Source organism: Methylophaga lonarensis MPL, assembly GCF_000349205.1.
Taxonomy (GTDB): domain Bacteria; phylum Pseudomonadota; class Gammaproteobacteria; order Nitrosococcales; family Methylophagaceae; genus Methylophaga; species Methylophaga lonarensis.
The window spans coordinates 1-13,409 of the sequence record NZ_APHR01000020.1; the positions used below are offsets into that span (position 1 = coordinate 1).

At 49.6% G+C, this 13,409-nt stretch carries 15 protein-coding genes; 5 read left to right on the plus strand and 10 right to left on the minus strand.

Features of this window, described 5'->3' with window-relative positions:
* Positions 1-544, minus strand: a 544-nt coding sequence (locus tag MPL1_RS04250) for a sigma-E factor negative regulatory protein (protein ID WP_009725894.1), incomplete at its 3' end; no start/stop codon positions are given.
* Positions 545-546: 2 nt separating this feature from the next.
* Positions 547-1,122, minus strand: coding sequence for an RNA polymerase sigma factor RpoE (gene rpoE, locus MPL1_RS04255; protein WP_009725895.1), 576 nt, complete (start codon positions 1,120-1,122; stop codon positions 547-549).
* 130 nt (positions 1,123-1,252) lie between these two features.
* Between rpoE and nadB the strand changes: the two genes are divergently transcribed.
* The gene (nadB, locus tag MPL1_RS04260; protein WP_009725896.1) at positions 1,253-2,851 is read left to right on the plus strand and encodes an L-aspartate oxidase; all 1,599 of its coding nucleotides are present in this window, start codon (positions 1,253-1,255) and stop codon (positions 2,849-2,851) included.
* Positions 2,852-2,854: 3 nt separating this feature from the next.
* Here the strand turns inward: nadB and MPL1_RS04265 are convergent, their stop codons facing one another.
* On the minus strand, positions 2,855-3,292 hold the full coding sequence (locus MPL1_RS04265; protein ID WP_009725897.1) for a protein YgfX: 438 nt from the start codon (positions 3,290-3,292) through the stop codon (positions 2,855-2,857).
* A 72-nt stretch (positions 3,293-3,364) separates the two neighbouring features.
* Between MPL1_RS04265 and ygfZ the strand changes: the two genes are divergently transcribed.
* Positions 3,365-4,273, plus strand: coding sequence for a CAF17-like 4Fe-4S cluster assembly/insertion protein YgfZ (gene ygfZ / locus MPL1_RS04270; protein ID WP_009725898.1), 909 nt, complete (start codon positions 3,365-3,367; stop codon positions 4,271-4,273).
* A 27-nt stretch (positions 4,274-4,300) separates the two neighbouring features.
* Here the strand turns inward: ygfZ and MPL1_RS04275 are convergent, their stop codons facing one another.
* The 5 genes from MPL1_RS04275 to suhB all read right to left on the minus strand — a co-directional run bounded on the left by MPL1_RS04275 (position 4,301) and on the right by suhB (position 10,259).
* The gene (locus MPL1_RS04275; protein ID WP_009725899.1) at positions 4,301-5,683 is read right to left on the minus strand and encodes a sigma-54-dependent transcriptional regulator; all 1,383 of its coding nucleotides are present in this window, start codon (positions 5,681-5,683) and stop codon (positions 4,301-4,303) included.
* Positions 5,680-7,263 carry a sensor histidine kinase gene (locus tag MPL1_RS04280; RefSeq protein ID WP_009725900.1) on the minus strand — a complete coding sequence of 528 codons (1,584 nt, stop codon included), beginning with the start codon at positions 7,261-7,263 and terminating at the stop codon, positions 5,680-5,682. The genes MPL1_RS04275 and MPL1_RS04280 overlap by 4 nt, the downstream gene beginning before the upstream one ends.
* Positions 7,264-7,284: 21 nt before the next feature.
* Positions 7,285-7,503, minus strand: coding sequence for a PP0621 family protein (locus MPL1_RS04285; protein WP_009725901.1), 219 nt, complete (start codon positions 7,501-7,503; stop codon positions 7,285-7,287).
* A gap of 64 nt (positions 7,504-7,567) precedes the next feature.
* A complete protein-coding gene (gene typA / locus MPL1_RS04290; RefSeq protein ID WP_040576873.1) occupies positions 7,568-9,400 on the minus strand; it encodes a translational GTPase TypA in 1,833 nt (610 codons plus the stop codon).
* 64 nt (positions 9,401-9,464) lie between these two features.
* On the minus strand, positions 9,465-10,259 hold the full coding sequence (gene suhB / locus MPL1_RS04295; protein WP_009725903.1) for an inositol-1-monophosphatase: 795 nt from the start codon (positions 10,257-10,259) through the stop codon (positions 9,465-9,467).
* Between the two features lie 235 nt (positions 10,260-10,494).
* On the opposite strand from suhB, the gene MPL1_RS04300 reads away from it, so the two are divergent.
* Complete coding sequence (locus tag MPL1_RS04300) at positions 10,495-10,794, plus strand: Lpp/OprI family alanine-zipper lipoprotein (RefSeq protein WP_009725904.1); 300 nt, start codon at positions 10,495-10,497, stop codon at positions 10,792-10,794.
* 129 nt (positions 10,795-10,923) lie between these two features.
* On the opposite strand, the gene MPL1_RS04305 is transcribed toward MPL1_RS04300, so the two are convergent.
* Entirely contained in the window at positions 10,924-12,081 is a 1,158-nt protein-coding gene (locus MPL1_RS04305; RefSeq protein ID WP_009725905.1) for a L,D-transpeptidase family protein, read from the minus strand.
* Between the two features lie 139 nt (positions 12,082-12,220).
* Between MPL1_RS04305 and MPL1_RS14365 the strand changes: the two genes are divergently transcribed.
* Both MPL1_RS14365 and MPL1_RS04310 read left to right on the plus strand, forming a co-directional pair.
* Complete coding sequence (locus MPL1_RS14365; protein WP_327036635.1) at positions 12,221-12,481, plus strand: tetratricopeptide repeat protein; 261 nt, start codon at positions 12,221-12,223, stop codon at positions 12,479-12,481.
* A complete protein-coding gene (locus MPL1_RS04310; RefSeq protein ID WP_327036636.1) occupies positions 12,387-12,998 on the plus strand; it encodes an outer membrane protein assembly factor BamD in 612 nt (203 codons plus the stop codon). The genes MPL1_RS14365 and MPL1_RS04310 overlap by 95 nt, the downstream gene beginning before the upstream one ends.
* Before the next feature lie 68 nt (positions 12,999-13,066).
* On the opposite strand, the gene MPL1_RS04315 is transcribed toward MPL1_RS04310, so the two are convergent.
* Positions 13,067-13,405: a P-II family nitrogen regulator gene (locus MPL1_RS04315; RefSeq protein WP_009725906.1), complete on the minus strand. Its 339-nt coding sequence runs from the start codon at positions 13,403-13,405 to the stop codon at positions 13,067-13,069.
* Positions 13,406-13,409 lie beyond the last annotated feature (4 nt).

The window sequence follows — 13,409 nt, forward strand, 5'->3', positions numbered from 1 at the left end:
TCASAGTACCGTAGGAAACAACCCGACCATAAGAGAACACGCCCGAAGTTCCGGCATATTCATTGTGGTCAACGAGATAGGTATTCAGACGATCTTCAACTTCCTGCTCGGCAACCGTCCAGCGGTTGCCTGTGACCGGTGCAGTTTGCTCGGCAAGCGTGGTCACACCCGTTTGTTCGTTTTGAATATTCATCACACCGGCAACGGCAAGTGCACCCACCGAGGCAGCCATTGCCAACCCAGCCACTTGTTTGTTGAGCAGTGCAGGAAAACGCAAGACTTTCGCCTTGACTGAGCTTTGCACTGATTGGCTATGTTCAGGTTCTTCAGCAATTGCTGCCGTCAAACGTTGATTAAAAGCCATCACATCAATACTGCCGGCACGGGAATAACCATGCAGTAAATCACTGGCATGCTGGTAGCGCATAAATCGCGCTCTGGCATGTTCATCGGTAGTGACCAATGTGATTGCTTGTTCGAGATCCTTGCCAGAGAGTTGTCCATCGACCAATGCGGATAGCATTTCATCGTGATTGACTGTCATTGTTAATCCTCTTCACCCATTACTGCTTTTACTTGTTTATCAATCGCCTCACGAGCCCTAAAGATTCGTGAACGCACAGTGCCTATCGGACAATCCATTGCTTGCGCGATTTCCTCATAGCTCATGCCCTCAAACTCGCGCAATTTGATTGCTGTCGCTGTATCGTCCGGCAACGATTCGATGGCTTCATGAATCGCCTGCTCCAGCTCCACACTCATGAGACTGTTTTCAGGGGTCTCAAATTCCTTCAATTCCGGTGCATCGTAATAAATAGTTGCATCCATGGCATCGACATCAGTGACCGGGGGCCGTCTGGATGCCGCTGTCAGGTGGTTTTTGGAGGTGTTGATCGCGATTCGATACAACCAGGTGTAGAAGGCGCTATCCCCTCTGAATCCCGGCAAAGCACGGTATGCTTTGATGAAGGCTTCCTGGGCAACATCCATGGCTTCGACAGGGTCATGAACAAACCCTGTGATGACATGGATGATTCGCTGTTGATATTTCATGATCAACAAATCAAACGCCTTTTTGTCGCCTGCCTGTACACGCTCTACCAGTTCTTGATCGACACTCATTCTTTTATCCGACACACCCCGGTTTGCCGGAGCTTGTTATTTTTGATTGTCTGATTGACCTGTAACATTTCTCTTTGTTCCAGTTAAGGTGCAAAATAACTGCATTGCTATTCTACCTCTGACTGAGTGTATGACCACAACTAATGACTTTGATCTGCTGATTCTGGGCAGCGGCACTGCCGGTTTGACGCTAGCTTTGAAGATGGCAGACAGCTGTCAAGTCGCTGTGCTGTCCAAGCAGCAACTCGACGAAGGTGCGTCACTGTATGCACAGGGAGGAATCTCGGTTGTCCTGGACAAAACTGATTCAATTCAATCACATATCGACGACACATTAAGAGCAGGTGCAGGCCTGTGCAACCCCACCGCAGTGCGTTTTACTGTTGAGCATGCACGGGAAAATATCGAATGGCTGATTGAGCAAGGCGTCTCTTTTACCCGCGATGGTGTGACCTCAGAAACCTATCATTTGAGCCAGGAAGGTGGTCACAGTCACCGACGCATTATTCATTCTGCGGATGCAACCGGTCGTGAAGTCGAAACCACGTTATTGGCAAAAGCCCAGCAACATCCCAACATTCACATGTTTCCTTTTCACATTGGTATCGATCTGATTACCAGCCAAAAACATCTGGGCGAATCTGAAAATCACTGTCTCGGCTGCTACGTGCTGGATATCAAGAATGATACTGTTAAAACCTTCACAGCCAAGACCACCGTGTTGGCAACTGGCGGCGCCGGCAAAGTTTATCTTTATACAAGCAATCCGGATGTTTCAACGGGTGATGGGATCGCCATGGGCTGGCGTGCCGGTTGCCGAATCGCCAACATGGAATTCATCCAGTTTCACCCCACCTGCCTGTACCATCCACTGGCCAAATCTTTTCTGATCAGCGAGGCCTTACGCGGTGAGGGAGCCAAACTAAAACTGGCCGACGGGACTGAATTTATGCCCCGTTATCACCCACAAGCAGAACTTGCGCCCAGAGACATAGTGGCGCGAGCCATCGACCACGAGATGAAACGGCTCGGTCATGATTGCGTCTATCTTGATATTAGCCATCAATCACAGGAATTCATCGAAACTCACTTTCCGACTATTTATCAGCGCTGTCTGTCATTTGGCATCGATATCAGTCAAGTACCGATACCGGTTGTGCCTGCCGCACACTACACCTGCGGTGGCATCGTCACCGATCTGAATGGTCGCACAGATATCGCCGGGCTATATGCCATTGGTGAAACAGCACACACAGGCTTGCACGGCGCCAATCGAATGGCCAGTAACTCATTATTGGAATGTCTGGTATTTGCCAGCGCCGCTGCCAGCGATATTCGTCAACAAGCGCCTTATCAATACTCAACCCCCATTCCTGATTGGGATGCCAGCCGGGTTGAGCCGGCCAAGGAAGCCATTGCGATCAGCCACAACTGGGATGAGTTACGGCGGTTTATGTGGGATTACGTTGGCATTGTCAGAAGCACCGAACGCTTGAATCGTGCCCGACAACGTCTGACATTGTTGAAGCAGGAAATACATGAGTACTACAGCCAGCACCACATCAATGCTGATCTGCTGGAACTGAGAAACCTGGCAGATGTGGCCCAATTGATTATTGATAGCGCACTTCAACGCAAAGAAAGCCGAGGCCTGCATTACACACTGGACTTTCCGGAGTCTGATGAAAAAAAACCACCCGCAGACACTATCATTTCCGGGAAAATCTGAAGCTCAGTCAAGGTAGATTTTTGAATCACGCAAGCGTCGCCTCAACAGCCGATAATCAGCTTCAGCCACCGCATCACATGGAATAAGCAGATTGATATTGCGTCGTCGGTCGCTGTCCTTGAAATACAGGATCAGCAAAAACCGACTTTGATAGCTACGTTTCAATAACAGCTTGTCTGCTATCAGCGACCCGCCTCTTAACAACTGCCAGTTTTGCTCTGCCAGCAGACGTAATTGTGTCTCGTCGGCCGAAAAATAAAACCGCTTCAGATACCAAATCAAGCTCAACGGCAAAACAGCCAGCGCAATGACCGATAACCAGGCAATCCCAGTCAAAGCAATTGTCACAAATGCCAGTAGATGCACCAATGATAAGTAGACGGCCAGATACTGCGAGCGCTGCATCGACAGCTGCACGCTTTGGCTTTGTTGACCTTCCATGGTCAGGCTCCTGTGAGTTATTGAATGCTCAGGGTACAATAGCCGCCTGATCTGAGAAGGACAATTGTCACCATGAACAACAGCCAATGGCACCCCTTGAACTCTGCTCATCCCGAAGCAACTTTGACCACACCTTATTATTGCGAACTTGGCGCTGGCCTGGTGAAAGTCTCGGGGGCAGATGCGGCTCAATTCCTGCAAAATCTGCTGACCAATGATGTGATGCAGTTGACTAATGGGCAGTGCCAACTTAATGGATTTTGTAATCCCAAAGGTCGATTACTGGCCAGTTTTCTGCTGATTCGCCAGCAGGATGAGTATCTGTTGTTACTGCCTGAAGATCAGGCAAGTTTTATTACACAGCGGCTCAGCATGTTCAAATTACGCAGCAAAGTTACGGTCGAAGATTGCAGCCAGCAATATCAAACGACCTATCTGCGAGCTGACTCAACGGGTACTGGCATTCCCCTGCCATGGCAAAATAACTCAAGCCTGATGTTGTCTGAAACTGCTCAACACGCAGCACAGCTAAAGGAGCTTGAAGCCGATAACTGGCTTAATGCAGGCACTGAACAATTCTCGGTGGATCTACTGCAACAAGGAGTTCCAGTGGTCTACGCCGCAACGCGAGAACAGTTCACACCGCAACAAATCAACTTTGAAGTCATGGGCGGCGTCAGTTTCAAGAAAGGCTGTTATCCGGGGCAGGAGGTTGTCGCCAGACTGCATTACCTCGGTAAACCCAGTCGTCGGATGTTCCTGTGCAGGCTCAACAACACTTCAGCAAACCTGAACGCAGGCGATGAAGTTGTAGACGCCAATCAGGAAGTACTTGGCCACATTGTGAACCATGCAAAACAAGCGGATGGTGATGTACTGCTGGTCAGCTTCAAGCTCAGCGCCATTGGTCAGTCGGTTTTTACTGCAGATGGCGAAGTAATCAGCGACATCTGGTCGCTGATTGCAGACGATGAGGCTTGATTGCGGTATGGGCAGTGACTGGCCGGACTAATCCAGTCCGAGTTTTTTGAGTTTATAACGCAGAGCACGAAAGCTGATGCCCAGCTGTTTGGCTGTGGCCGTTCTATTCCAGCGATTATTCTCCAGTGCTTGTTGAATAAGCTGCTTTTCCTGTAACTCAAGATGCGCATCGAGGTTATCAACCACAGTGGCAGAAAAGTCTGCAGCGGAAGCCTCTTTGTGCGCTGGCAGTGAGTGCTGCTCTGAAGCGACCGGCAATTCCCGGCCCTCCGGCAACATCAGATCCGTTTCCTGAATTTCACCACCATCAGCCCAGGTCATGGCACGCTCCAGGGTATTTTCCAGCTCCCTGACATTACCGGGAAAGGGATAATTCATCAGCGCCTGCATCGCCGCCGGATGAATGGTCGCCACAGATGTTCGGTTTTTTTGAGCCAACTGCTGCAGAATGTGCGAGACCAGCATCGGAATATCCGCACGACGCTCGCGCAAAGCTGGCACCTTGAGCTGAATCACATTGAGTCGATAAAACAAATCTTCACGGAAATTGCCCTGTCTGACACATTGCGCCAGGTCTTTATGTGTCGCTGACAGGATCCGCACATCGACATGAAGCTCTTCCTGCCCACCGACTGGGCGGATGGTTTTTTCCTGAATCGCTCGCAGCAGCTTGACCTGCATAATCATCGGCAAGTCAGCCACTTCATCCAAAAACAAGGTGCCGCCATTTGCTTGCTGAAACAAGCCGGTTTTGTCGGCCACCGCACCAGTAAATGAGCCCTTCTTGTGACCAAACAATTCACTTTCGACCAGCTCAGCAGGAATGGCACCGCAGTTAATAGGCACAAACGGACCTGATGCACGAGCCCCTAAATCATGTATCAAGCGCGCGACCAGCTCTTTACCTGTGCCAGATTCGCCAGTGATGTAGACAGGTGCCTGACTTCTCGCCAGCTTGCTGACTTTGCCACGCAAATTACGCATGGTTTCCGTGTCTCCCAACAGTCGATCCCGCGAACGTCGTTCACTCGGCTGAGGCTTGTCTGGAGACAGCTTCAAAGCAGCTTCTACCAACTCTCTGAGAACCCGCAGCTTGACCGGTTTGGAAACAAAATCAAAAGCGCCCAGTTTGAGTGCCTGCACTGCCAGATCCATACTGCCATGTGCAGTAATCACGGCCACTGGCAGCTCAGGTGTTGATTGCTGAATGGATTTAACCAGATCCAGACCACTGCCATCGGGAAGCCGCATATCCGTAAAACACAGATCGAATTGCTGCTGACTCAGTGCCTGATGTGCCTGTGCCAGATTCTCAGCGGTCACACAGTCGACTGACATACCTTCCAGCGTCATGGTCAGCAACTCAAGAATGTCAGGTTCGTCGTCTACAACCAGTGCTTGCGGATTCATTCAATATATTCTCTTGCATGCATCGGAAAACTGATACGAAAACAACAGGTCCCCTCTTCACCCAGGTAGGTCAGTCGAGCACCGTTGGCCTGACATAACTCTTTGGCCAGATAGAGTCCCAAGCCGGTGCCTCCGGTTCTTTGTGAATAAAAAGGTTCAAACAAATGCTCGGCGGCTTCTGCGGATACGCCGGGGCCATTATCCGAGATATCCAGTTTCACTTCATCATCGTCAGCAGCCACTTTAATGGCTATCATCGGCCCGGCTTCGTTTTTACGCGCATAGTGCAGTGCATTTTCCAACAGATTGTAAATCACCTGTTGTAATTGGGCCTCATCAATCCAGACTCTGGCCAGTGGCACTTCTGTTTCGAGCTGAATCTGCTCATTGGAAAGCCGGTTAATCTCGGAGAACTCGGCCACCAGTTTTTCCAGCCACGGCAACAAAACCACCACACTGGGCTCTACTGATTTCCGACGGCTCATTTGCAAGATGGTCTCAATAATACTGTTAACACGCGCGCTGTGTCGCTGAATGATGGCTGTCAGTTTTTGTGTTTGGGGATTTTCAGCATCAAGTTCGTTCAACAACTCTCCTGCATGACTGATGGCACCCAACGGATTGCGGATTTCATGGGCAATGCTGGCAGAAAGACGACCCAATGAGGCAAGCTTCAATTGCTGCGCCTGTTGCGCCATCGCGGAAGTATTATCGAGGTAAATCAGGCTCTCACCACTGTCCAATCGAGTGGCTCTTGCGAGTACCTCCGGCAACTCTGGTCTGGCTTGAAATGGCTCAAATGCCTGTGGTTGATGATTGAGCCACTGCGAGAACTGTATTGCCAGTGCAGGAACAGCATCAGCAAGTGCATTAAACAATTGAGATTGCCCGATGCCCAACAACTGTCCGGCTGATTGATTGAACATGCTGATTCGGCCCTGAGCATCGACCACCAGCACCCCGGTTTGCATTCGACTGATGATGTGCTGATTCAGCATTGCCAGTTTGCTGACATCGCGCGCCCGTTCCTCGGCTATCAACTGTGTACGCTGCATCTTTTTCGACAACACCTGCGCCAGCAGCGTGGTTGCAAAAAATGTCGCGCCAAGCATGCCTGCCTGACTGTAACGAGTAACGCCTTCGCCTGCAATCTGGGTGTAACTGGCTTCAAACAGCACCGCCAGTGTTGCAATCGCTGCGGTAAATACCGCCAGGCGTCCGGGAATCAATGTCCCGCCGGCAATCACCACAACCACCATTAGTGAACCTAGTCCGGATTGTAGTCCACCACTGGTATGAATCAGCAGTGTTAACAAGACAATATCGAACAATAACTGAAGCGTGGTCAGTGAAACGAAGTTATTCCAGCGCAGGTGGGTAAGCGCTGTCAGCGCAAGTCCTGCCAGAAGATATATCTGACTGACCGTAGCGTACGCAGCGGGATCGAGCGAACCGAGAAAGTCCGGCGGCAGATTGAAATAAAAAACGGCAAACAGCGTTGCCGCAAGAAATAACCGGTAATAGGAAAATATCAGTAAGGCCCGCCAGGAGGTGGGATCAACCGTATTCTCAGACACCATATTCACCGACAGAGTCGTCGCCTATTTGGACTTACGCGCCAACTCCAGGTGTTCAGTACAGCAGAAGTAATGTTTGTCCTGCGAAATTGCCTCATGTTCAGGCAAATGCAAGCCGCAATGTTCACAGCGCACCATTCTCTCAGCTTTGGCAGGCAAATCTGTCGAAGGTTTACGGCGAAACAGATTCACAAACACCAGATACAGCAGCAAACCAAGAATGAGCAGTAACAAAATTCGCATGGGTAACCTCAAAAAAAAGGGTATCCGTAACAGGATACCCTTTTCTCTTAACTACAGTCAGCCACTAGCCGCGTGAAGCGCGCTTGCGCTCGTGCTCCAGCAATAATTTTTTCCGCAACCGCAATGATTTAGGGGTGACCTCAAGTAATTCATCATCACCGATAAATTCAAGCGCTTGCTCCAGACTCATCCGGATTGGCGGTACCAGCGTCACCGCATCGTCTGTTCCGGAGGCACGAACGTTGGTTAATTGCTTGCCTTTAAGCGGGTTGACTACCAGGTCGTTGTCTCTTGAGTGAATACCGATGATCATGCCTTCATAGACTTCATCACCATGACCGATAAACATCCGGCCACGCTCCTGAAGGTTGAAAATCGCAAAAGCAACGGCCTTGCCGACGCCATTGGCGATCAACACACCATTGATACGTTTGCCAAAGCTGCCCGGCTTCATCGGGGCATAATGATCAAAAACACTATAAATCAGACCTGTTCCCTGAGTGGCAGTCAGAAACTCGGTTCTGAAACCTATAAGGCCACGTGACGGAATGATGAAGTCGAGTCTGACGCGTCCCTTGCCGTCTGGTGCCATATTGCGTAACTCAGCGCCACGTTCACCCATTTTTTCCATGATGGTGCCTTGATGTGTGTCTTCAACATCTACGGTGACCGCTTCGAAAGGCTCTTCCTTGTGTCCATCAACATCGCGGATGATAACTTCTGGACGTGAAACACCCAGCTCAAAGCCTTCCCGGCGCATGTTTTCAATCAACACCGACAAGTGGAGCTCACCACGACCAGATACTCGGAATTTATCCGGATCTTCCGGAAGTTGTTCAACACGTAGAGCTACGTTGTGAATCAACTCACGTTCGAGACGTTCTTTGATTTGTCTGGTAGTGACAAATTTGCCTTCCTTGCCGGCAAAAGGTGAATTATTCACCTGGAAAGTCATGGTCACTGTTGGTTCATCAACCGTCAACGGTGGCAAGGCTTCAACTGCATTGGGATCGCACAGTGTGTCAGAAATATTCAGAGGATCCAGACCTGTGAAAGCGATAATGTCGCCAGCTTGAGCTGATTCAACTTCTTCACGACGCAGTCCCATAAAGCCCATCACTTGCATCACTCGGCCATTGCGTTTGTTGCCTTCACGATCAACAACCGTCACTGGTGTATTAGTTTTCACCCGACCGCGTTCGATACGCCCTACGCCGATTACACCGACATAGCTGTTATAGTCCAGTGAAGAAACCTGCATTCTAAATGGGCCTTCTGCATCCACATCGGGTGGGCTGACCTTGTCGACAACCAGTTGGAACAAAGGTGTCATATCGCCATCACGCACTGATTCATCCAGTCCGGCAAAACCATTGAGCCCAGAAGCATAAATCACATCAAAATCAAGTTGTTCGTCTGTAGCATCCAGATTGACAAACAAATCAAAGGTTTGGTCCAAAACCCAGCCAGCGCGGGCACTTGGCTTATCTATCTTATTGATGACGACAATGGGCTTGAGTCCCAGCGCCAGTGCTTTTTGCGTCACAAATCGGGTCTGTGGCATGGGGCCTTCTGATGAGTCCACCAACAGCAACACCGAGTCCACCATCGACAACACACGCTCCACCTCACCGCCAAAATCGGCGTGGCCTGGGGTGTCTACGATGTTGATATGGTAGTCATTCCAGCGGATTGCGGTATTTTTGGACAGGATGGTGATGCCACGCTCACGTTCGAGATCGTTGGAATCCATCACGCGTTCCTGCAGTTCTTCGTGTTCACTGAAGGTGCCTGACTGACGCAGCAGTTGGTCAACCAGGGTGGTTTTGCCATGGTCAACATGGGCGATGATTGCGATATTCCGCAGCTTGTTAATGTCTTTCACAGTATTGGTCATAAATATCAATTCAAAAATGCATGCTATCTGGCATGACGGATTAAAAGGGCCCTTTCAGACGGGCTTATTTGAGTGTGTCGGTTAAGTTGGGTGTAATCAGTGCTTGTAGTTGTGACTGCAAAGGCAAGTTACTGGCAATGACATGCCCTTTGTCGAGCACTTGATCGCGTCCGCTGAAATCTGTCACGGTACCGCCAGCTTCTTCAACCAGCAACCAGCCTGCAGCAAGATCCCATTTTTCCAGGCCAATTTCCCAGTAAGCATCCACTCTGCCCGCCGCAACATAGGCCAAATCGAGCGCAGCAGAGCCTGCACGACGGATATCAGAAACTTTAGGGAACAAAGCATTAAACATGCCCATATAGGCATCAAAGTGTTGCGGATACTTGAACGGGAAGCCGGTTGCCAGCAATGCGCCAGTTAATTCCTTGCGTTTACCTACCCGAATTCGTCTGTCATTCAGCTTGGCACCCTCGCCTTTGCTGGCGGTAAACAGCTCATCTCTGAGCGGGTCGAAGACAACTGCATGCTCCACACGGCCGCGCACCATAACTGCAATTGACACACAATAATGCGGAAAACCGTTCAGAAAATTAGTGGTGCCATCGAGAGGATCTATGACCCAAACTGTGTCAGCGTTGCCTGCATTGCCTGATTCCTCGGCCATAATTGCATGATCCGGATAGGCTTTTTTGATAACGCTGATAATTTCCTTTTCAGCCAGACGGTCAACATCAGAGACATAATCGTTGCGACCTTTGGTGGTGACTTCCAGGTGGTCAACGTGCTGTAGCGAGCGCACAATAAGGCTGCCAGCCTGACGTGCCGCGCGAACGGCAATATTCAGCATGGGATGCATAGATAAATTTTTCCAGAGCAAGACATACAAAAGAACCGCCAAAGCCTATCGATGTCCGATCAACTTGGGCGGTCGTGAACTAATGATAGAATTATAACAACTTTTTGTGACAGATCGCAGTTCCAATTTATCGAAATAGACAGCATAATTATTTCCTGCTAGCCTCATATCAGGCTTGCATTTGCTTGATATTGGAAATGCGAAACCACAACTGGTACTTTTAAGGAGAAACCGAATGAAACCATTAGCTAAACTGGGTGCTGTTATTCTGCCACTGGCACTGTTAACTGCTTGTGCCAACACCGCTGAAATGGAAGCCCTGAAAGCTTCTGTTGAAGCAGCTCAATCAACTGCTGACAGTGCTCTGGTCGCAGCTCGCAATGCTCAAGCGACTGCTGATACTGCGCAACGTTCAGCTACTGATGCAGAGCTGTCTGCAATGAACGCACAACGTGCTGCAGAACGTGCTCAAAACGCTGTTGATGCTTGCTGTGCACGTATCGACCGCATGTTCGAAAAAGCAATGAGCAAATAAGCTTAGCGCTTCAAGACACAAAAAAGCCGGGCATGTCCCGGCTTTTTTGTGCGCGTCATTCTGACACTTAATGTTGATTTTAATCCGTACCGCCCGCGCACAGGCGGCACGCAATCGACACAGAACAGCCTACAAGGCATCCTCAGACAACATCACCGGCCAGACTCTCACACCTGCTGCGGTGATCTTTTCAGCGGCCTGTATAGCCTCAGCTTCACTTTCAAACGGCCCCAAGACCATTTCCTCATGCGCTCTGTTATTGATTGGCCAGAACATATAGCCTAAATCGAGTTTATCGAGAACGGCTCTAAACTTGGCTGTACTGCCTTTTTTCATGCCAGCATGCAAGAACCAGATATCCTCAACGATTGGTAAAGCATCCTGATGCAGGCCTTTAACAAGGCCACGGTGCTCTCTGACTACTTGTTCAACAAACGGCCAGTCTTCGTCTCGCAAGGAATCATCCTGCACCTTAATAATCGACTGAACCATCGGTGTCAGGTTATTAGTGTGCCTGTCATCGATATCATCGAGCGGTTTATGTGCTTCCAGATACAACTGGCCATTATGAATTGCGGCTTTGTGAGGTTGATAGATAATTTCGACCTGTGTGCCCAAAGATACCTTGTGGTACAACTGCTCAATATCCTCCGGGAACAGGCGGATACAGCCTGAACTGACACGCATACCGACACCATAGGGACGGTGGGTACCATGAATCAGATAACTTGGATTGGACAGTCGGATAGCATGCGCCCCCAAGGGATTGTCAGGACCTGGTGGAACGACATCGGGTAGCACCTTACCCTCTTCAAGATAAGCAGCTCGGATGGATGCCGGTGGTGTCCATGTCGGATTTTCACGCTTTTGGATAATACTCATTCTGCCAAGCGGCGTCCGCCAGCCTTCCCTACCAATACCTATCGGAAAAGTCACAACACGTTGCGCTTCACCCGACGCAGGCTTGGGATAATAATAAAGCCGTAACTCGGCCAGATTGACCACAATCCCCTGGCGTGGGGCATCGGGCAGAATATAGCGTTTGGGAATGACTATTCTTTGACCTTCTCCTGGTAACCAGGGATCAACATCTGGATTGGCAGAGACGATATCGTGATAGCCCAGATCGAAGGTTCTGGCGATATCCAGTAACGTATCTTCATGCCGACTGACCAGAATCATGTTATGGCCGATGATTCGGGTTTCTGGTGATGGTAAGGTGAATGTTGTCGCCTGAACTTGAAAAGCAAACAGCGTGGCGCCGATGATTGATAACAATCGAAACATGGGTTTTCCTGAAACGAGGTGAGATTGAGCGAAAATCATATTGTACGAGCTTGTCTCAGCTAAAAATAGTGATTTGCCAGCATAAAAAGACTAAAATCATGGTTTATCTGTTCCCCAAAGCGATCGAAATCTACTCAAGATGAAGAACCTATACCTCCCTCTGCTACTCGTCATCAGCCTGTCTGGCTGTTCCTATTTCCAAAAAGAAGAAGTCAAAGCTGAAGAGAGCTGGAGCGTTGACAGGATATACTCAGAGGCCAAAGCCGCGCTCAACATGGGGGATTACACCAAAGCGATCCAGTATTATGACCAGCTCGAAGCACGTTTTCCGTTTGGTGAATACGCACAGCAAGCCTTACTGGAATCAGCATACGCGCATTACAAAAAACGTAGAGAGTGAGACAGCGCTGGCCACCATTGATCGATTCATCCGTGTTTATCCGCTCAACCCCAACATGGACTATGCGCTCTATCTGCGTGGACTAATTAACTTCCATCGGGATATGGGCTTTCTGGACAAATATATTCCACGCGACGAAACTCAGCGTGATCCAGCAGGTTCAAGGGATGCGTTACGCGACTTTACCAACCTTGTAAATCGCTACCCTACCAGCCGCTACAGTGAAGATGCTACCCAGCGTATCGTTTATCTGCGTAACCGTTTGGCACAACATGAAATCCATGTCGCACACTACTATATGAAACGGACGTCATATCTTGCCGCACTGAATCGTGCCAAATATGTTGTTGAAAACTATCCACGTACCACCGCCATGCCGGAAGCACTGATGATCATGGCCAAGGCCTATAAGATTATGGAGTTCAATGATCTGGCAGAAGATACGTTGCGGGTACTGGAGTTAAATTATCCTGGACACCCTGGGGTGGCCGAAGTCCGCAGAACTCGAGTCAACTAAACTGCTTCAATCGACTCAAGCCAAAAAAGGGGTGTTTACACCCCTTTTTTATAGCTGATTCCGGCGGGTTAAATCGCCGCTTCGCCCTGCTCACCGGTGCGTATACGAATCACCCGCTCCAACGGTGAGACAAAAATCTTGCCATCGCCGATGCGGCCGGTGTGCGCTGATTGGGTAATGGCTTCGATACAGGCATCAACAGCCTCATCCGCCAACACGATTTCCAGTTTTATCTTGGGCAGAAAGTCCACCACATATTCTGCACCACGATAAAGCTCTGTATGCCCTTTCTGCCGGCCAAAGCCTTTGACTTCTGTTACGGTAAGCCCTGTCACACCGATATCTGACAGTGCCTGACGCACATCGTCAAGTTTGAAAGGTTTGATGATCGCTTCAAGTTTTTTCATCGTC